At 71.1% G+C, this 23218-nt stretch carries 1 protein-coding gene; it reads left to right on the top strand.

Annotated features, from left to right (window positions below):
• The first annotated feature begins 24 nt into the window (after positions 1-24).
• Complete coding sequence (locus AC1VWI_RS42425) at positions 25-23190, top strand: non-ribosomal peptide synthase/polyketide synthase (protein WP_499516400.1); 23166 nt, start codon at positions 25-27, stop codon at positions 23188-23190.
• Positions 23191-23218: the final 28 nt, after the last annotated feature.

The raw sequence follows: 23218 nt of genomic DNA, 5'->3' as shown, positions 1-23218 counted from the left end.
TCATTTGTCGTAGAGAGCACTCCGATGATTCCTCTGTCCTTTGCCCAGCAGCGGTTGTGGTTCCTCGGTGAACTGCAGGGACCCAACGGGATGTACAACATCCCGATCACTCTGCGGCTCACCGGTGACCTGAACCGGGAGGCCCTGCACACGGCACTGGCGGACCTGACCGAGCGGCACGAGGCGCTGCGTACGCTGATCGCGACGGATGACGGCGTCCCCGAGCAGCGGATCCTCTCCCCGGACGACACCAGCCTGCGGCTACCGGTGATCGAGGTGGCGGAAGACGACATCGCGCGGGTGGTGGCCGAGGAATCCGCCCGTCCGTTCGACCTCTCCCGCGAGATCCCCTTGCGGGCATGTCTTCTCGCGGTGGCACCACGCGACCACGTGCTGGTCCTGGTGGCCCATCACATCGCGAGTGACGGCTGGTCCCTGGCGCCTTTGGCGCGGGACGTCTCCACCGCCTACACCGCCCGGTGCAACGGTCACGCCCCCACCTGGGATCCGCTCCCGATCCAGTACGCCGACTACGCCCTCTGGCAGCGTGAACTCCTCGGGGGCGAGGACGACCCGGCGAGCTTCCTCCATCAGGAACTGTCGTACTGGCGGCAGGCGCTGGCCGACCTGCCGGAGGAACTGCCCCTGCCGTTCGACCGTCCGCGCTCGTCCGTGCCGAGCCACCGCAACGGCAGCGCGGACCTCGACATCCCCGCCGACCTGCATCGGCGGCTCGCCGCCCTTGCCCGGGCCGAGGGCGTCACCATGTTCGCGGTGCTCCATGCCGCTCTCGCCACCACCCTCTCCCGTCTCGGCGCCGGCACCGACATCCCCATCGGGACTCCGGTGGCCGGGCGTACCGAGGTCGCTCTCAACGAGCTCGTCGGCTTCTTCGTGAACACCCTGGTGATCCGCGGCGACCTGTCGGGACGCCCGTCCTTCCGTGATGTGCTGGCCCGGGTGCACGAACGGAATCTGGACGCGCTGACCCATCAGGAACTGCCCTTCGAGCGGCTGGTGGAGGATCTCGCGCCCGCCCGGTCGCTGGCCCGTCAGCCGTTGTTCCAGGTCATGCTGGCGTTGCAGGACAACGTCGAACCGGCCCTCGCGCTGCCCGGCCTGGACGTGACCGTGCTGGCGAGCAGGGAGGCGCCGGCCCGGGCCGACCTCGCCGTCTCCGTCCGGGAGACCTTCGGTCCCGGCGGCGTCCCGGCCGGTCTCGTGGGTGGCATCGGCTACGCGGCGGACCTGTTCGACCACGGCACCGTGCGGACACTGATCGAGCGCTTCGTGCGGGTACTGGACGCGGTGACCGCCGACCCGGCACAGCCCGTCGACGACATCGACCTGCTCAGCCCGGCCGAACGCCGGCAGGTCGTGGTCGGGTGGAACGACACCGCGCACGACGTCCCGGCGGCGACGCTGCCCGAGCTGTTCCAGGCACAGGTGGTTCGCACCCCCGACGCGGCGGCGGTGATGTTCGAGGACTTCGAGGTGTCCTACTCCGAGCTCAACGCCCGCGCCAACCGTCTCGCCCGCCACATGGCCGGCCACGGCGTCGGCCCGGAGACCCTCGTCGGGGTGCATCTCGAACGCTCCGCCGATCTGGTCGTCACCCTCCTGGCGGTGGTGAAAGCCGGCGGCGCCTACGTCCCCATCGACCCCGACCACCCCGCCGACCGCATCGCCCACCTGCTCTCCGACGCCCGGCCCGCCGTCGTCGTCACCACCGGCGCTCTCCTCCCCCGTCTCCCCGCCGGTGAGGAGGTGCGGCACCTCGTCCTCGACGACCCGGACACGACGCTCACCCTCGACGGCCTGTCCCCGACCGACCTGGACGACAGTGACCGCCATGGTGTGCTGCTGCCCGCGCACCCGGCGTACGTCATCTACACGTCCGGCTCGACCGGACGGCCCAAGGGTGTCGCCGTACCGCACCAGGGGGTGGTCAACCGACTGGAATGGATGCAGCACCAGTACCCGATCGGAGCCTCGGACCGGTTGCTGCAGAAGACCCCGTTCGGATTCGACGTGTCGGTCTGGGAGTTCTTCTGGCCCCTCCTCCAGGGCGCCGTCCTGGTGGTGGCCCGCCCCGCCGGACACCGCGACCCCGGCTACCTGGCCGACCTCATCCGGACCCGGCACGTCACCGTCAGCCACTTCGTCCCCTCCATGCTGAAGGCCTTCCTCACCGAGCCCTCGGCCTCCCGCTGCACCACCCTGCGCGCCGTCCTCTGCAGCGGCGAAGCCCTCACCCCCGAGCTCCGCGACCAGTTCCTGCGCACGCTGAACGCTCCCCTGCACAACCTCTACGGCCCCACCGAAGCCTCCATCGACGTCACCCACGCCTCGCATCTCGCAGCTGACGGCCCGACCGTCCCCATCGGCCGACCGGTGTGGAACACCCGCACCTACGTCCTCGACGCCTCCTTGCGACCCGTTCCCCCCGGCGTCCCCGGCGAGCTCTACCTCGCCGGCGCCCAGCTCGCCCGCGGCTACCTCAAGCGCCCCGGTCTGACCGCCGAGCGCTTCGTCGCCAACCCCCACGGCGGGCCCGGCGAACGCATGTACCGCACCGGCGACCTCGTCCGCTGGACCACCGACGGTCAGCTGGAATACCTCGGGCGCACCGACGACCAGGTCAAGATCCGCGGCTTCCGCATCGAGCTCGGCGAGGTCGAAGCCGCGCTGGCCTCCCACCCGTCCGTTGCCCAGGCCGCCGTCATCGTCCGCGAGGACCACCCCGGCGACAAACGCCTCATCGGCTACGTCGTCCCCAAGAGCGACATCGACGGCACCGACGTCCGCACCCACGTCGCCGGCCTGCTGCCCGACTACATGGTGCCCTCGGCCGTGGTGGTCCTGGACGCCCTCCCCGTCACGGTGAACGGCAAGCTCGACCGGGCCGCCCTGCCCGCGCCCGACTACGGCACGGGGCACGCCGGCCGGGGGCCGCGCACCCCCCGCGAGGAGATCCTGTGCGAGGCCTTCGCCGAGATCCTCGGCCGGCCGCACGTCGGGGTGGACGACAACTTCTTCGACCTCGGCGGGCACTCGCTGCTGGCCGTGACGCTGGTGGAACGGCTGCGCGCCCGTGGCCTGTCGGTCGACGTGCGGTCCCTGTTCACCACACCCACCGTGGCCGGTCTCGCGGCGACCACCGGTCGGGCCGAGGTGCAGGTCCCCGCGAACCGCATCCCGGTCGGTTCGCAGGTGATCACGCCGGACATGCTTCCCCTGGTCGACCTGGACACCGGGCACATCGCGGAGATCACCGCCCGCATCCCCGGCGGCGCCGCGAACGTGGCGGACGTGTACCCGCTCGCCCCGCTGCAGGAGGGCATCCTCTTCCACCACCTCATGGGCGGCGGGACCACGGATGAGGACGTGTACGTCCTCCCCACCGTTCTCCGCTTCGATTCCCGCGACAGACTCGACGCGTTCGTGGCCGCCTTGCAGAAGGTGGTGGACCGGCACGACAACCTGAGGACCGCTGTGCTCTGGGAAGGGCTGCCCGAGCCGGTGCAGATGGTGCTCCGGCGCGCCGTGCTGCCGGTGCGGGAAGTCGTGCTCACCGGCGACGCCGACGTTTCGGCCGACGACCGCGAACTGGTCGCCCGGCTGCTGGCGGTGTGCCCCCGGTCCATGACCGTCGGCAGTGCTCCGCTGATCCGTATGCACGTGGCCGCGCAGCCGGGCAGCGGACAATGGCTCGCACTGGTGCAGGTCCACCATCTGATCCAGGACCACACCGCGCTGGACGTCATCCTGGGCGAGGTGCAGGCGTTCATCGACGGACGCGACGACGAGCTGCCCGCACCGTCTCCCTACCGCGACGTCGTCGCCCAGGCACGAGGCCAGGTGTCCCGGCAGGAACACGAGACGTACTTCGGTCGCCTGCTGGGTGACGTCACCGAGCCGACCGCCCCGTTCGGGCTGGTGGACGTCCGGGGAGACGGTACGGGGGCCACCGAGTCCACCGCCCGTATGGATCCGCGACTCTCGGAGAGACTCCGTGAGCAGGCACGGCGCCTCGGCGTCAGCCCGGCGACGTTGTTCCACGTTATGTGGGCCCGCGTGCTGGCCGCGACCTCGGGCCGCGACGACGTGGTCTTCGGGACGATCCTGTTCGGCCGGATGGGCGCGGGCGCCGAACGGGTCGTGGGTCTGTTCATCAACACCCTCCCGGTCCGCGTCAGCACCGGCGGCACCACCACGCGCGACGTCGTCGGCGCCGTACAGGCCCAGTTGGCCGAATTGCTGCTGCACGAACACGCACCGCTCGCGCTGGCACAGCGGGCGAGCGGGATGCGCGGGGACGCCCCGCTGTTCACGTCGCTCCTGAACTACCGCCACAGCAGGGCGGATTCCGAGCAGGCACGTGACGGGCTTCCGGGCGTGGACGTGCTGTTCATGCAGGAGCGGACGAACTACCCCGTCGGAATGATCGTCGACGACACGGGCGACGGGTTCGTCCTCACGGCTCAGGTCGTCGCACCCGGGTCGCCCGACGTCCTGTGCGCCATGATGGAGACCGTCGGCGAGGGGGTGGTCGCCGCGCTGGAATCGGCTCCGGATGTGCCGCTCGGCGACATCGAGGTGCTGGGTGCCGATGAGCGCCGGCGTGTCCTGGTGGAGTGGAACGACACGGCGCGGGACGTGCCGGCGAGGACGCTGCCCGAGCTGTTCCAGGCCCAGGCCGCCCGCACCCCGGACGCGACCGCGGTGGTGCTCGGCGACACCGAACTCACCTACGCCGACCTCAACGCCCGCGCCAACCGCCTCGCCCGCCACCTGGTCGAGCACGGCGTCGGACCCGAGCAACTGGTCGCCCTGGCCCTGCCCCGGTCCATCGACCTCATCATCACCATCCTGGCCGTCACCAAGGCCGGCGGCGCCTACCTGCCGATCGACCCCGCCTACCCCACCGACCGCATCGCCTACCAGCTCACCGACGCCCGGCCCACACTCCTCATCACCAGCGCAGCAACGCTGCAAAAGCTGAGCGCGGCCGACGTCACACAGCTGTCCCTGGACGACCCCCAGCTGCGACAGGCCCTGTCGGCCCTCCCCGACCACGACCTGACGGACACCGAGCGACACGGTCCCCTGCGCACCGCCCACCCGGCCTACATCATCTACACCTCCGGCTCCACCGGCCGCCCCAAGGGCGTCACCGTCACCCACCACGGCCTGGCGAGCCTGGTCACCGCACAGGCCGACACGTTCGCAATCACAGCCGCGAGCCGCGTCCTGCAGTTCGCCTCACCCAGCTTCGACGCCGCCGTCTCCGAGATCGCCGTCACCTTGTGCACCGGTGCCACCCTCATCGCCGCCACCCGCGACGACCTGCTCCCCGGCCCGGCGCTGACCCGCCTCGTCACCGACCAGAACGTCACCCACGCCACCCTTCCCCCCGCCGTCCTCCCCGATCTCGACCCCCGCGAGCTCCCCCGCCTCACCACCCTCATCACCGCGGGCGAAGCCCTCCCCGCCCACCTGGTCACCCCCTGGGCGGCCGGCCGCGCCCTGATCAACGCCTACGGACCGACCGAAACCACCGTCTGCGCCACCACCGGCCGGCTCACCCCTCCCACTGACGTCCACATCGGCACGCCCATCGCCAACACCCGCCTCTACGTGCTGAACACCGCGCTGCGACCCGTCGCCCCCGGCGTCCCCGGCGAGCTGTACATCACCGGACCCGGCCTCGCCCGCGGCTACCTGAACCGCCCAGGCCTGACCGCGGAGCGGTTCGTCGCCAACCCCTACGGCGGACCGGGCGAGCGCATGTACCGGACGGGTGACCTGGCCCGCTGGACCGCCGAGGGTCAACTGGAGTACCTGGGCCGTACCGACCACCAGGTCAAGATCCGCGGCTTCCGCATCGAACCTGGCGAGGTGGAAGCGGCCCTGGCCTCCCACCCGGCCGTGGGCCAGGCCGCCGTCATCGTCCGCGAGGACCAGCCCGGCGACAAGCGCCTTGTCGGCTACGTCGTCCCCACCACCCCGGACGTGGACGCCGCCGCGCTCCGCGCCCATGTCGCCGGCGTGCTGCCCGACCACATGGTGCCCTCGGCCGTGGTGGTCCTGGACGCGCTCCCGCTGAGCGTGAACGGCAAGCTCGACCGCAACGCCTTTCCCGCGCCCGCGTACGCGACAACCGAAGAGTGCCGGGAGCCGCGAACCCCGCAGGAACAGCTCCTGTGCCAGGTGTTCGCCGACGTCCTCGGTCTCCCGCACGTCGCGGTGGACGACAACTTCTTCGACCTCGGCGGCCACTCCCTGCTCGCGACGCGTCTGGTCAGCCGCATCCGCACCACCCTCGGCGTGGAACTCCCGATCCGGGCCCTGTTCGAAACCCCCACCGTCGCCGGACTCGCCGACCGCCTGACCGATGCCGGGACGGCGCGCCGGAGGCTGACCACCGGGTCGCGCCCCGAGGTCGTCCCCCTGTCCTTCGCCCAGCAACGGCTGTGGTTCCTCGGTGAACTCGCAGAACACTCCGGGCTGTACAACATTCCCATCGCCCTCCGGCTCACCGGCGACCTCCACCCCGAGGCCCTTCGCACCGCCATCCACGACGTCATCACCCGGCACGAAGTCCTCCGCACCGTCTTCCCGAGCGTCGACGGCTCGCCCAGCCAGCGCATCCTCGGCCCGGACGCGATCGACCTCCAGCTGCCCGTGATCGACATACCCGAAGGCGAAGTCGCCCGGGCCGTCAGGGAAGGAGCCGCACGCGCCTTCGACCTCAGCCGCGAGATCCCGCTGCGGGCACGGCTGTTCGCGGTGACGCCGCAGGACCACGTCCTGGTTGTCGTCCTCCACCACATCGCCGGTGACGGGTGGTCGATCGGTCCACTGGCGCGGGACATCTCCACCGCGTACGCGGCCCGGGTCGACCACCGGATCCCGGCCTGGGAAGCCCTCCCGGTCCAGTACGCCGACTACACGCTCTGGCAGCGTGAGCTCCTCGGGGACGAAGGCGACCCCGCAAGCCTGCACGGCACGCAGCTGGCCTACTGGCGTGAGACCCTCGCCGGCCTGCCGGAGGAGCTCGCCCTGCCCGGCGACCGCCCCCGGCCGCCGGTGGCGTCCCACCGTGGCGGCACCGCGCGCCTGCACATCGACGCCGACATGCACCAGCGGCTCAACGCGCTGGCCCGTGCCGAAGGCGTCACCATGTTCATGCTGCTCAACGCGGCACTGGCGACACTGTTCTCCCGCCTCGGCGCGGGCACCGACATTGCCATCGGCACCCCCGTCGCCGGACGGACCGACGAAGGTCTGAACCACCTCGTCGGGTTCTTCGTCAACACCCTGGTGATCCGCACCGACGTATCGGGCGCCCCCTCGTTCCGGGAAGTGCTGCGGCGGGTCCGCGAGCAGAGCCTGGGCGCCCTCGCCCACCAGGACGTGCCGTTCGAACGGCTGGTGGAAGACCTCGCCCCCGCACGGTCCATGGCCCGCCACCCCCTGTTCCAGGTCATGCTCGCCCTGCAGAACACCGCCGACCCGGCACTCGACCTGCCCGGCCTGGACGGCCGCCTCCTGCCCAACGGGGACCAGCCCGCCAAGTTCGACCTCGACCTCCAGCTCCGCGAGAACCACACCGACGGCCGGCCCACGGGCCTGACCGGCACCATCACCTATGCGGCCGACCTGTACGACCGCTCCACCGTGGACACCCTCGTCCAGCGGCTCCTGCGCGTACTCGACGCCGTCACCACGGACCCCGCGCTTCCGGTCACCGGCATCGACCTCCTCGGTGACGTCGAACGCCGGCAGGTGCTGGTCGACTGGAACGACACCGGCCGTGAGGTACCGCGGGCCACCCTGGCGGAGTTGTTCGAGGCCCAGGCGGCCCGCAGGCAGCACGCCACGGCGGTCGAGTTCGGCGGCGTCGCGTTGTCCTACGCGGAGCTGAACGCGCGGGCGAACCGTCTGGCGCGACTCCTGGTGTCCCGCGGCGTGCGGCCGCAGGACCGGGTGGCGGTGATGATGGACCGCTCGGCCGATGTGGTGGTCGCGCTGCTGGCGGCGGTCAAGGCGGGGGCGGCGTACGTGCCGATCGACCCGGCTTATCCCGCTGACCGGATCGCCTTCATGCTGGCGGACGCCCGGCCGGTTCTGCTGGTCACGCAGCAGGCCCATGTCCGTGCGGACATCCCCGCGGAGCGCGTGGTGGTGGACGATCCCGCCACGGCAGCCAGGCTCGCGGATCTGCGAGGGGAGGACCTGCCGGACGCGGACCGGGGAGGGAGCCTGCTGGCCGGCCACCCGGCATACGTGATCTACACCTCCGGGTCGACGGGGCGTCCCAAGGGCGTGGTCGTGCCCCAGCAGGCGGTCGTCCGCCTCGTACGGCAGGCGAACTACGTCACGCTCGGCACGGATGATGTCGTCGCTCAGGCGTCCTCGGTGTCGTTCGACGCGGCCACGTTCGAGATCTGGGGTGCGCTGACCAACGGTGCGAAGCTGGTGGGCGTCGACCGCGATGTGCTGCTGTCGCCCGAACGGCTCATGGCGCAGATCGAGCGCAGCGGGATCACGACGATGTTCGTCACCACCGCGCTGTTCAACCGTCTGGCGGCGGAGTCGCCAGGCGGGCTCGGACGCCTGCGGTACCTGCTGTTCGGCGGCGAGGCCGTCGACCCTCTGAGCGTTCGGCGGGTCCTGGAGCTCGGCGCGCCGAAGCACCTGCTGCACGTGTACGGGCCGACGGAGACGACGACGTTCGCGACCTGGCAGCCGGTGGAGCGGGTCGAGGGCGGTTCCGTGCCGATCGGCGGACCGGTCTCCGGCAACCGGCTGTACGTCCTGGACGCCGCGCTGCGGCCGGTGCCGCCGGGGGTGGCCGGGGAGTTGTACGTGTCCGGGGCCGGGCTGGCCCATGGCTACGTCGACCGGCCCGCGCTGACCGCGGAGCGGTTCGTCGCCAGTCCCTTCGACGGGGCGGGCGAGCGCATGTACCGCACCGGGGACCTGGTCCGCTGGAACGCTGACGGGCAACTGGAATACCTCGCGCGCACCGACCACCAGGTCAAGATCCGCGGCTTCCGCATCGAACCCGGCGAGGTCGAAACAGCCCTGACCTCCCACCCTGCCGTCGCCCAGGCCGCCGTGGTCGTCCGCGAGGACCACCCCGGGGACAAGCGCCTCGTCGGCTACGTCGTCCCGGACACCGACGGCCCGGACGGCGGGGCGGTCCGGGAGTACGTGTCCCGGCTGCTGCCCGACTACATGGTGCCCTCGGCCGTGGTGGTCCTGGACGCGCTCCCGCTCACGGTGAACGGCAAGCTGGACCGCAAGGCCCTGCCCGTCCCCGACCACACCGCCACCAGCCCGGGCCGGGAACCACGGACCCTCCAGGAACACCTCCTCAGCCAGGCGTTCGCCGACGTCCTCGGCCTCCCGCACGTCGGGGTCGACGACAACTTCTTCGACCTCGGCGGCCACTCCCTGCTGGCCACCCGCCTGGTCAGCCGCATCCGCGCCAGCCTCGGGGCCGAGCTCCCTATCCGGGCCCTGTTCGAATCCCCCACCGTGGCCGGACTCGCCCAGCGCGTGACGGATTCCGGGACGGCACGCCAGAGGCTGACCTCCGGGCCGCGCCCCGCGACGGTGCCGCTGTCCTTCGCCCAGCAACGCCTGTGGTTCCTCGGCGAACTCGAAGGACCCTCCGGGCTCTACAACATCCCCATCGCCCTCCGCCTCAGCGGAGACCTCGACCACGACGCCCTCCGGGCCGCCCTCACCGACGTCATCACGCGGCACGAAGCCCTCCGCACCGTCTTCGCGAGCGTCGACGGCACGCCGGAGCAGCACATCCTCAGCCCCGATGCTATCGACCTCCGGCTGCCCGTGACCGAGATGCCGGAAGGCGAGCTCGAGCAGGCGGTGGCCGACGAGTCCCACCGCCCCTTCGACCTCGCACGCGAAATCCCGCTGCGGGCAGGGCTGTTCGCGGTGGCGCCGCAGGACCACGTCCTGGTCCTGGTCCTCCACCACGTCGCCGGCGACGGCTGGTCGCTCACCCCCCTGGCGCGGGACATCTCCATCGCGTACGCCGCCCGGTCGGGCGGCCAATCCCCCGCCTGGGAACCGCTCCCGGTCCAGTACGCCGACTACTCCCTCTGGCAGCGCCACCTCCTGGGAGACCCCGCCGACCCCGGAAGCCTGCACAACGCGCAGCTGGCCCACTGGCGTGAAGCCCTCGCTGATCTGCCGGAGGAGCTCGCCCTGCCCGGCGACCGCCCCCGGCCCCCCGTGGCCACCCACCGCGGCGGCACCGCGCGCCTGCACATCGACGCCGACCTGCACCAGCGGCTCAGCGCCCTGGCCCGCGCCGAGGGCGTCACCATGTTCATGGTGCTCAACGCGGCGGTGGCGACACTGCTGTCCCGCCTCGGCTCGGGAACCGACATCCCCATCGGCACGTCGGTGGCCGGCCGCACCGACGAGAGTCTGGACGAGCTCGTCGGGTTCTTCGTGAACACCCTGGTCATCCGTACCGACGTCTCGGGTGAACCGTCCTTCCAGGAGATGCTGCGCCGCGTCCGCGAGCGGAACCTGGACGCCCTCGCTCGCCAGGACGTACCGTTCGAACGGCTGGTGGAAGACCTCGCCCCCGCACGGTCCATGGCCCGCCATCCGCTGTTCCAGGTCATGCTGGGCCTGCAGAACACGACATCGCCCGTCCTCGACCTGCCGGGGCTTGCCACCGCCCTGCTGCCGACCGGCGAGCAGCCGGCCAAGTTCGACCTCGACATCCAGCTCCAGGAGACCTTCGCTGCCCACGGCCGGCCGAGCGGCCTGACCGGCGTCATCACCTACGCGTCCGATCTGTTCGAGCACACCACGGTCGTCACCCTCGCCGAACGGCTCGTCCGGCTCCTCGACGCCGTGGCCGCCGACGCCGCCCGGCCCGTCACCGGCATCGACCTGCTCAGCCCGGCCGAACGCCACCAGGTCCTCGTGGAGTGGAACGACACGGCACACGAGGTGCCGGCGTCGACGCTTCCGGAGCTCTTCCAGGCGCAGGTGGCCCGCACGCCGGACGCCACCGCCATCGTGTTCGAAGACCGCCAGGTGTCCTACACCGACCTCAACGCGCGCGCCAACCAGCTCGCCCGCCTCCTGGTCACACACGGCGCCGGCCCCGAACACCTCATCGCCCTGGCGCTCCCCCGCTCGACCGACCTCATCGTCGCCCTGCTGGCCGTACTCAAGACAGGCGCCGCCTACCTCCCCATCGACCCCGACCACCCCGCCGACCGGATCGCCCACCTGCTCACCGACGCACGGCCTGCGCTCCTGGTCACCACGGAAGCCGTCGACCCGGAGGGGGACGTCCCCCGGCTCGTCCTCGACGACCCGCACACGGCACGCGTCCTCGACGGCCTGCCCGCGGGCGACCTCGACGAGGCCGAGCGGCAGGGCCTGTTGCTGCCCGCGCACCCGGCGTACGTCATCTACACCTCCGGCTCCACCGGGCGGCCGAAGGGCGTGGCCGTCACCCACCAGGGCGTGGTCAACTACATCGCCCGCACCTGGGACGCCTATCCCGACCTCAGCGGAAGCACCCTGCTCCACGCGTCCATAGCCTTCGACCTCGGCGTCACGGCCCTGTACGGCGCGCTCACCAGCGGCGGGCGCCTCCACATCGCCCCCTGGGACGAAACCCTCCCCGCCACCCTCGCCGGCCACGAGATCACGTTCCTCAAGGCCACACCCAGCCACCTGGCGTTCCTCCAGACGCTCCCCGGCAACTGGGCGCCCACCGGCCGGCTCATGCTCGGCGGAGAAGCCCTGCGCACGGCGCAACTCCAGCAGTGGCACCGCGACCACCCGGACGTGCCCGTCGTCAACCACTACGGCCCGACCGAGACCACCGTCGGCTGCACCGACCACCCCGTGAACTTCAACGGCGGTACCGGCGATACCGGCCAGGGGATCACGCCCATCGGCCGCCCGATGTGGAACACCCGGACCTACGTACTCGACGCGGCCCTGCGGCCGGTTCCCCCCGGCACCCCCGGCGAGCTGTACGTCGCCGGCGCCCAGCTCGCCCGCGGATACCTCCACCGTCCCGCCCTGACCGCCGAGCGCTTCGTCGCCAACCCCTACGGCGGGCCGGGTGAGCGGATGTACCGCACCGGCGACCTGGCCCGCTGGACCGGCGACGGCCTGCTCGAATACCTCGGCCGGGCCGACGACCAGGTCAAGATCCGCGGCTTCCGCATCGAACCCGGCGAGATCGAGGCCGCCCTCACCTCCCACCCCGCGGTCACGCAGGCCGCCCTGCTCGTCCGCGAGGACAGTCCCGGAGACAAGCGCCTCGTCGGCTACGTCGTCGGGGGAACGGACGTGGACGGCGCCGCCGTCCGCGCCCACGTCGCCGGTCTGCTGCCCGACTACATGGTGCCGTCGGCCGTGGTGGTCCTGGACGCGCTCCCGCTCACCGCAAACGGAAAGCTCGACCGCCGCGCGCTCCCCGCACCCGCGTACGAGACGACCGGGGGGAGCCGCGAACCGCGGACCCTCCAGGAAGAACTCCTGTGCCAGGTGTTCGCGAGCATCCTCGGTCTGCCGCACATCGGAGTGGACGACAACTTCTTCGACCTCGGCGGCCACTCGCTGCTCGCCGTACGGCTGGTCAGCCGCATCCGCACGGTGCTCGGGGCGGAGGTCCCCATCCGGGCCCTGTTCGAAAGCCCCACGGTCGCCGGACTCGCGGCCCGGCTGGGGGACATGGACGAGACACGGCCCCAGGTCACGCCCAGGCCGCGGCCGGACGTCCTGCCGCCGTCCTTCGCCCAGACGCGGCTGTGGCTGGTGCGTGAACTGGAAGGCGGGAACGCCAACTACAACATCCCGGTGGCCCTGCGCCTGACGGGCGACCTGGACATCGAGGCGACACGCGCCGCCCTGCGCGATGTCCTCGTACGGCATGAAGTGCTGCGGACCGTCTTCCCGGCCCCCGACGGCGCGCCGCAGCAGTCGGTTCTCCCGTCGGAGTCCGTGTCCTTCGACGTGCCGCTCATCGACGTCGCCGAGGCGGACGTGCGGGAGGAGATGGCGCGGGTCTCGCGCTCCGCGTTCGAGCTCCGCACCGACATCCCGCTGCGAGCCTGGATCTTCAGGCTGGGCGCGCGGGAGCACGTGCTGGTGATCGTGGTGCACCACATCGCCGCCGACGCATGGTCGTTGGTCCCCCTGGCGAGGGACGTGTCGGCCGCCTACACGGCCCGGACCAACGGCCGGCCTCCCGTCTGGGAACCGCTGCCGGTCCAGTACGCCGACTACACCCTCTGGCAGCGTGACCTCCTCGGCGCCCCGGACGACCCCGCAAGCCTGCACAACACCCAGCTCGCCTACTGGCGGGAAAGGCTGGCCGGGCTGCCGGAGGAACTCGCCCTGCCCACCGACCGCCCCCGGCCCCGGACGGCCACCCACCGAGGCGGCACCTACGGCCTGCACATCGACGCCGGCCTGCACCAGCGGCTGACCGCACTGACCCGCGCCGAAGGCGTCACCATGTTCATGGTGCTCAACGCCGCACTGGCGACATTGTTCTCCCGCCTCGGTGCGGGCACCGACATCCCCATCGGCACCCCCATCGCCGGACGCACCGACGAAAACCTCGACCAGCTCGTCGGCTTCTTCATCAACACCCTCGTCATCCGCACCGACCTGTCCGGCGACCCCACCTTCCGCGACATACTCCACCGCGTCCGCGACGAGAGCCTGGGCGCCCTCGCCCACCAGGACCTGCCGTTCGAACGACTGGTGGAAGACCTCGCCCCCGCCCGGTCCACGGCGCGCCACCCCCTGTTCCAGACCATGCTCGTGCTGCAGAACGTCGCGCCTGCCACGCTCGATCTGCCCGGACTGGACATCGAGAGACTCGACGTCGGCGACAACCCGGTCTTCGACCTGTCCTTCATCCTGGGAGAGGAATTCGACGCCGAGGGCGGTGCCGCCGGTGTGAACGGAATCGTCACGTTCGCCGCCGATCTGTTCGACCGGGCGACCGTCGACATGCTCGTCGACCGGCTTGTCGAGGTGCTGAACGCGGTGACGGCCGACCCAGACCTTCCGGTGGGCCGCCTCGAGGTGCTGGGTGCCGATGAGCGGCGGCGTGTCCTGGTGGAGTGGAACGACACGGCGCGGGACGTGCCGGCGATGACGCTGCCCGAGCTGTTCCAGGCCCAGGCCGCCCGCACCCCGGACGCGACCGCGGTGGTGTTCGGCGACACCGAGCTCTCCTACGCCGACCTCAACGCCCGCGCCAACCGCCTCGCCCGCCACCTGGTCGAGCACGGCGTCGGACCCGAGCAACTGGTCGCCCTGGCCCTGCCCCGGTCCATCGACCTCATCGTCACCATCCTGGCCGTGACCAAGGCCGGCGGCGCCTACCTGCCGATCGACCCCGCCTACCCCACCGACCGCATCGCCTACCAGCTCACCGACGCCCGGCCCACACTCCTCATCACCAGCGCAGCAACGCAGCAAAAGCTGAGCGCGGCCGACGTCACACAGCTGTCCCTGGACGGCCCCCAGCTGCGACAGGCCCTGTCGGCCCTCCCCGACCACGACCTGACGGACACCGAGCGACACGGTCCCCTGCGAATCGCCCACCCGGCCTACATCATCTACACCTCCGGCTCCACCGGCCGCCCCAAGGGCGTCACCGTCACCCACCACGGCCTGGCGAGCCTGGCCACCGCACAGGCCGACACGTTCGCGATCACGCCTGCGAGCCGCGTCCTGCAGTTCGCCTCACCCAGCTTCGACGCCGCGATGGCCGAGATCGCGGTGACGTTGGGCAGTGGGGCCCGCCTTGTCCTGGCGGCTCAGGAAGAATTGGCGGGCGGCCCGGCGCTGGCCCGCTTGATCACCACCGGCGCGGTGACTCATGTGACGCTGCCGCCTGTCGTGCTGGCCGAGCTCGCGGCGGACAGCCTGCCCACGGTGACGACGTTGGTGACCGCCGGCGAGTCGCTGCGGCCGGATCTGGTCGGCCGCTGGGCGGCAGGGCGTCGTCTGGTCAACGCCTACGGCCCGACGGAGTCGACGGTCTGCACGACGATGGGGGTGCTGACCGCGGACAGCGCGATCCCGTACATCGGGGAGCCGATCGCTGACACCCGGGTGTTCGTGCTGGACGCCGCGCTTCGGCCGATGCCGATCGGGGTGGCCGGGGAGCTGTACATCTCCGGAGCCGGCCTGGCCCGGGGATACCTCGACCGGCCCGGCCTCACCGCGGAGCGCTTCGTCGCCAACCCCTACGGCGGGCCGGGTGAGCGCATGTACCGGACCGGTGACCTGGCCCGCTGGACCACCGAGGGTCAACTGGAGTACCTGGGCCGTACCGACGACCAGGTCAAGATCCGTGGCTTCCGCATCGAGCTCGGCGAGGTCGAAGCCGCCCTGGCCTCCCACCCCGCCGTCGCCCAGGCCGCCGTCATCGTCCGCGAGGACCAGCCCGGCGACAAGCGCCTGATCGGATACGTCGTCCCCACCGGGGACTCCACCCCGCAGAGAGACGGATCCGCCCTCCGCGCCCACGTCGCCAGTCTGCTGCCGGACTACATGCTTCCGGCGGCCATCGTCGAACTGGACGCGCTCCCGCTCACGGTCAACCGCAAGCTGGACCGCAAGGCCCTGCCCGCCCCCGACTACACCGCCGGGGTCACCGGCCGAGGTCCGGCGAACGCCCAGGAAGAACTCCTGTGCGCCGTCTTCGCCGAAGTGCTCGACCTGCCGTCGGCCGGCGTCGACGACAACTTCTTCGACCTCGGCGGGCACTCCCTGCTCGCGACCCGCCTGACCAGCCGCATCCGGTCGGTACTCGGGGTGGAGATCCCGATCCGGGCGCTGTTCGAGACCCCCACCCCGGCCGCCCTCGCCGGCCGGCTGACCACCTCCAACGCCTCCCGGCCCCCGCTGGCGCCGGCGCAGCGCCCGGAACTGGTGCCACTGTCCTTCGCCCAGCAACGACTGTGGTTCCTGGGCGAGCTGGAAGGCCCGTCGGCCACCTACAACATCCCGATGGCCCTGCGGCTGACCGGCACCCTGAACACCGACGCCCTGCACACCGCGCTGCACGACGTCGTGCGCCGGCACGAAGTCCTGCGCACGGTGATCACCACCGTCGACGGCCAGCCCTACCAGCGAACGCTGGATGCCGACGCGATCGGTGACCTACTTACGGTCGTCGACGCCGAACAGGTCCCGCGGCCTGAGCTGACCCGTCTGGTCGCCGATGCGGCGCAGCACCGATTCGACCTGGCCGGCGAGATCCCGCTGCGCGCCCGCCTGTTCCGGACCGGTCCCGATGACCACCTGCTGGTCGTGGTGATGCACCACATCGCCGGAGACGGCTGGTCGCTGGGCCCGCTGGCCCACGACGTATCGACCGCCTACACCGCCCGCGCCAACGGCCAGGCGCCGGCCTGGGAACCGCTCCCGGTCCAGTACGCCGACTACAGCCTGTGGCAGCGTCAGTTGCTGGGCGACGCGTCCGATTCCGCCAGCCTGCTGTCGGAACAGTTGGTCTACTGGCGCCACGCGCTGGACGGGGCGCCCGAGGAACTGGCGCTGCCGGCCGACCGGCCGCGTCCACCGGTGGCCTCCCATCGCGGCGCCACCGTCGACCTGCACATCGACGCCGAAGTGCACCAGGCCGTCGTGGAACTGGCCCGGGAACACGGTGTGACCGTGTTCATGGTGATGCAGGCCGCACTGACCGTCCTGCTCAACCGCCTCGGCGCCGGGGAGGACATCCCCATCGGCACCCCCATCGCCGGACGGACCGACGAAGCACTCGACAACCTCGTCGGCTTCTTCGTCAACACCCTCGTCCTGCGCTCCGACCTGTCAGGGAACCCCGACTTCACGCAACTCCTCGAACGCACTCGTGAGCACGCACTCAACGCCTACGCACACCAGGACGTACCCTTCGAACGCCTCGTGGAAGAGCTCACACCGACCCGGTCGATGGCCCGCCACCCCCTGTTCCAGGTCATGCTCACCCTGCAGAACACCGGACAGGCCAAACTCGACCTCCCCGGCCTGACCGTCGCGGCCCTACCCACCGGCAGCGGACCCGCCAAGTTCGACCTGGACCTCCAGCTCAACGAACACCTCACCGACAGCGGAACCCCGGCGGGCCTGCACGGCGTGATCACCTACGCCACCGACCTGTTCGACCACCACACCGCGGCCGCAATCGCTGAACGCTTCATCCGGGTCCTGGAAACCGTGACCGCCGATCCGTCGGTGCCGGTCAACCGCATGGACGTGCTCGACGCCGCCGAGCGGGACCGCATCCTGGTGGAATGGAACGACACCGCCCGCAAGGTTCCCCTCGCAACCCTTCCCGAGCTGTTCCAGGCCCAGGCCGCGCGCACCCCGGACGCGACCGCGGTCGTGTTCGAGGACACCGAGCTGTCCTACTCCGAACTCAACACCCGCGCCAACCGGCTCGCACGCCTTCTCATCGACCGCGGCGTACGGCCTGAAGACATCGTCGCTCTGGCACTGCCACGGTCGATCGACCTCATCGTCGCCATCCTGGCCGTACTCAAGGCAGGAGCTGCCTACCTGCCGATCGATCCGCGCTATCCCGCGGATCGAATCGCCTACATGCTCAGCGACGCCCGACCGGCAGTCCTCATCACCGGCGAAGCAGAGCAGGACGAACTGCCGCCCACCGGCGTGGTGCGACTGTCGCTGGAGGAAGCGCAGTTGCGGGAAGACCTGGCGGGCCACCCCGGCCACGACGTGACCGAGGCCGAACGCCACGGTCCGCTGCTGATCGGCCACCCCGCCTACGTCATCTACACCTCCGGCTCCACCGGCACCCCCAAGGGCGTCCTGGTCACCCACCGGGGTGTACCGAACCTCGCCGCCGACCACATCGAACGGCTCCGGATCGGACCCGAAAGCCGGCTGCTGCAGTTCGCCTCGCCCAGCTTCGACGCCTCGGTGGCCGACATGTGGCCGGCATGGCTGGCGGGTGCGGCCGTGGTGCTGGCTTCCGCTGACGAGATGTCGCCCGGTGCGCCCTTGGCACAGCTGGTCGCCAGGCAGCGCGTCACACACGCGACCCTGCCCCCTGCGACGCTGCCGCTGCTCGCCTCCGCGGGCGGTCTCCCGGAAGCGACAACCCTGGTCGTCGCCGGTGACGTGTGCCCGCCGGAGACCGCCGAGCGGTGGTCTCGCGGCAGGCTCATGCTGAACATCTACGGGCCGACGGAAGCGACGGTCGCCTCACTGGCCAGCGCCCCCTTGTCCGGGTCCGGCGTTCCGCCCATCGGCGCACCCCTGTGGAACATGCGCGCGTACGTGCTGGACTCCGCTCTGCGACCGGTGCCGCCTGGCGTCGCCGGCGAGTTGTACCTGGCCGGCGTGCAGCTGGCCCGGGGATACGTCAACCGGCCCGCGCTGACCGCGGAGCGATTCGTCGCCAACCCCTACGGCGGGCCGGGTGAGCGGATGTACCGGACCGGTGATCTGGCCCGGTGGAACGCCGACGGGCAGCTGGAGTACCTGGGCCGCACCGACCACCAGGTCAAGATCCGCGGCTTCCGCATCGAACTCGGCGAGGTCGAAGCCGCCCTGGCCTCCCACCCCGCCGTCGCCCAGGCCGCCGTCATCGTCCGCGAGGACCAGCCCGGCGACAAGCGCCTGGTCGGATACGTCGTCCCCGCCGCCCCGGACGTGGACGCAGCGGCGATCCGCGCCCATGTCGCCGGCCTGCTGCCGGACTACATGGTGCCGGCGGCGATCGTCGAACTGGACACGCTCCCGCTCACGGCGAACCGCAAGCTCGACCGCAAGGCCCTGCCCGCCCCCGAATACGGCGCCGGGGTCACCGGGCGGGGGCCGGCGAACGCCCAGGAGGAAATCCTGTGCGCGGTCTTCGCCGAAGTGCTCAACCTGCCGTCGGTCGGCGTCGACGACAACTTCTTCGAACTCGGCGGGCACTCCTTGCTCGCAGTGACGCTGGTGGAGCGGGCGCGGGAGCGGGGCATCGCCGTGGATGTCCGCTCGCTGTTCGTCAGCCCGACGGTGGCGCAACTGGCCACGGCCGTCGAACAGGCGGCCGGGGAGGTGGCCGTCACGCCGAACGGCATCCCCGCCGATGCCACGGTGATCACGCCGGAGATGGTGACGCTGGTCGACCTCACCGGCGAGGAGATCGATCGGATCGTCGCCGCCGTTCCGGGAGGGGCGGCCAACATCGCCGACATCTACCCGCTGGCCCCGTTGCAGGAGGGGATCCTCTTCCACTCCCTGATGGAGAGCGGGAAGGCCAGGGACCCCTACGTCCTGCCGATCGTGCTGGGCTTCGATTCCCAGGCACGGGTGGAGACGTTCCTCGCCGCGGTGCAGCGGGTCGTCGACCGGCATGACATCCTGCGGACCTCCTTCGTCTGGGAGGGGCTGCGCGAACCGGTCCAGGTGGTGGCGCGCCAGGCAACGCTTGCCGTGCGGGAGGTGGACCTCCCCGCGGAGATGGACCATGACAGTTCGGAGGTGGCGGACGGGCTCCTCGCGGCATGCCCGCCGCGCATGGACCTCTCCCGAGGCCCGTTGCTGCACGCCCATGTGGCCCGGCAACCGGGCGGGGGCCGCTGGATGGCGGTCCTGCAGGTCCATCACCTGATCCAGGACCACACCGCGTTGGACGTGGTCATGGGTGAGGTGGCCGCCTTCCTCGACGGGCGGCAGGACACCCTGCCCGAGCCGCTGTCGTTCCGGGAGTTCGTCGGGCAGGCCAGGTCGGGAGTGTCCTCCCGGGAACACGAGGCGTTCTTCGCGGCTCTGCTCGGCGATGTGAGCGAGCCGACCGCGCCGTACGGCCTGCTGGACGTACACGGAGACGGCCGTGACGTGACCGAGGCGCGGACGCCGCTGGACGCGGACCTCGCGGTACGCCTGCGGGAGCAGGCCCGGCGCCTGGGTGTCAGCCCGGCGACGCTGTTCCACGTCGCCTGGGCGCGCGTCGTGTCAGCCACCTCCGGCCGTGACGACGTGGTGTTCGGCACCGTGCTGTTCGGCCGGATGAACGCCGGAATCGGCGCGGACCGGGTGCCGGGACTGTTCATGAACACCCTTCCCGTCCGGGTGAACGCGAATGCCGGTGGCGTGCTGGAGGCGGTGCGGGGGATGCAGCGGCAGCTCGCGGAGCTGCTGGTGCACGAGCACGCTCCGTTGGCGGTGGCACAGCAGGCCAGCGGGGTTTCCGCCCAGACCCCGCTGTTCACCTCGCTGTTCAACTACCGCCACAGCGAGGCCGCCGCTGCCGGCGCCGGGCTCGACGGCGTCGATCTGCTCCAGGCGCACGAGCGCACCAACTACCCGGTCGCCGTCAGCATCGACGACACCGGTGAGGGCTTCGTCGTGAAGGCTCAGACCGTCTCCCCGATCGATCCGCACGCCCTTGCCTCGATGGTGACCACGGCGGCCGACGCCGTCGTGTCGGCGCTGGAGACGGCACCGTCGACCGCACTCGGCCAGGTCGAGGTGCTCGAAGCCGTCGAGCGGGAGCGGCTTCTGGTCGAGTGGAACGACACCGCCCATGATGTTCCTCCCTCGACGCTTCCCGAGCTGTTCCAGTCGCAGGCAGCCCGGACCCCGGACGCGGCCGCGGTGGTGTTCGAGGGGCTCCAGCTCACCTACGCGGAGCTGAACACGCGGGCCAACCGGCTGGCACGTCTGCTGGTGTCCCGTGGTGCGGGCCCGGAGCAGCGGGTGGCGGTCATGATGGACCGCTCCGCCGACCTCGTCACCACCCTGCTCGCCGTGGTCAAGGCCGGCGCGGCATACGTGCCGATCGACCCGGAGTACCCGGCCGAGCGGGTGGCCTATGTGCTGCGGGACGCCAAGCCGACGCTGGTGGTGACCACCCGGGAGGTCGAAGGCGTACTGCCGGCGACCGTGGCGCGGGTGGTGCTGGACGACCCGACAACCATCACCAAGCTGGCCAGGATGACCGACGACGACCTGTCGGACACCGACCGCGGCGGAGCGCTGCTGCCCGCCCACCCGGCGTACGTGATCTACACCTCCGGCTCCACCGGACGGCCCAAGGGCGTTGCGGTCCCCCACGCGGGTGTCGTGAACCGGCTCGCGTGGATGCAGGACACCTACCGGCTGACAGCGGACGACCGGGTGGTGCAGAAGACACCGTTCGGCTTCGACGTGTCCGTATGGGAGTTCTTCTGGCCCCTCCTCGAAGGCGCCACCCTCGTCATGGCCCGCCCCGGCGGACACCGCGACCCCGACTACCTCGCCGACCTCATCCGCCGCGAACACGTGACCATCGCCCACTTCGTCCCATCAATGCTGCAGGTCTTCGTCACCGCAGCCGAGACCTCCCAATGGGCCCTGCCATCACTGCGCGCCGTCATGGCCAGCGGCGAAGCCCTGCCCGCCGAACTCCGCGACCGGTTCACGGCCTCCTTCGGCGTCCCCCTGCACAACCTCTACGGACCCACCGAAGCCTCCATCGACGTCACCGCCCACGCCTGCGAACCCGACGCCGACACCGGTGGCGTCGTGCCCATCGGCCGCCCGGTCTGGAACACGCGCGTGTTCGTGCTGGACGCCGCACTGCGACCGGTACCGCCCGGCGTCGCCGGGGAGCTGTACCTCGCCGGAGTCCAACTCGCCCGGGGATACCTCGACCGGCCCGCACTGACCGCCGAACGCTTCGTCGCCAACCCCCACGGCGAACCGGGCGAACGCATGTACCGCACCGGAGACCTCGCCCGCTGGACCACCGACGGGCAACTGGAATACCTCGGCCGCACCGACGACCAGGTCAAGATCCGCGGCTTCCGCATCGAACTCGGCGAAATCGAAACCGCACTCCTCACCCACCCGGCCGTAGGCCAAGCCGCGGTCATCGTCCGGGAAGACCAACCCGGCGACAAACGCCTCACCGGCTACATCGTCCCGGCGAGCAGTTCGGGCGGCGGTGTGGACATCGCGGAAGTCCGTGCCGGCCTGTCAGCCGTGTTGCCGGAGTACATGGTGCCGTCCGCGATCGTCCAGCTGGTCGACGGGTTGCCGCTGACGGTGAACGGCAAGCTCGACCGCGCGGGGCTGCCGGCCCCGGATCACTCCACCGCACCCACGAGCAGGCAACCGGGAACCTCCCACGAATACCTGCTCCGCGAGGTATTCGCCGACGTCCTCGGCCTTCCTGAGGTCGGGATGGACGACAACTTCTTCGAACTCGGTGGGCACTCCCTGCTCGCCGTGCGGCTGTTGGGTGAGATCCGCAACGCCACCGGCACACAACTGTCCCTCGTGAGCGTGTTCCAGAACCCGACCGTGGCAGGCCTGGCGTCGCTCCTCGGCGCCGGCACCGAGGAGGACCTCTTCCAGCCGGTGGTGGCGCTGCGCGGGCACGGAGACCGGCCGCCGCTGTTCTGCCTGCCCCCCGCCAGCGGTGTCGGCCTGTCCTACATCGGTCTGGTGCGGCACCTGGACGCCGACCAACCCGTGTACGGACTGCAGGCTCCGGGGGTCACCCTCGCGCAGACGGCCCCGTCCGACCTCGACGCGCTGGTCACCTGGTACGTCGACCACATCACGAGTGTCCAGCCCAGCGGCCCCTACCACCTGCTCGGCTGGTCCATGGGCGGCAACCTCGCGCACGCCGTCGCGGTACGGCTCCAGGAAGCCGGGCAGGAGGTGGCTCTGCTGGCCGTGATGGACGCCTACCCGCCGGACACCGGGGCTCCGCACGAGGAGGCCGACGACCACACCATCATGGTTCAGCTCCTGCATGCCCTCGGGCACCCGGTGGACACCCCGGAGCATCCGCTCACCGTGCCCGGGACACTGAAGATCATCAAGGAGGAGATCCCCGCCCTGAAGGAGCTGACCGAGGACCACATCCGAGGGGTCATCCAGAACACTCGCGACAACTGGCGGATGGTCCGGCGCACCACGCCGGGACACTTCGCCGGCAACATCCTCCACTTCCCCGCCACCGAGACCGGGTTCTCACAGGAGGAGGTCCGCCGGCGGTGGGCGTCCTACTTCACCGGGCACCTGTCCATCCATCCCGTCGCCTCCGCGCATAACGACATGACCCGGCCCGAGCCCCTGCGTCAGGTGGGGACCGTACTGGCTGCCGTCTTGGCGAGCCGTTCGCGGTGACGTCGGGGCCCACGCGCGAGATCGCGCG

Source organism: Streptomyces sp. TOM-9, assembly GCF_056858595.1.
Note: the sequence above shows the minus strand (reverse complement) of the source record. Positions and strands in the feature narration are given on the sequence as shown.

What these genes read in the sequence shown, in the direction of transcription:
- AC1VWI_RS42425 (WP_499516400.1), top strand. Translation starts at nt 25, where the DNA reads ATGATTCCTCTGTCCTTTGCCCAGCAGCGGTTGTGGTTCCTCGGTGAA.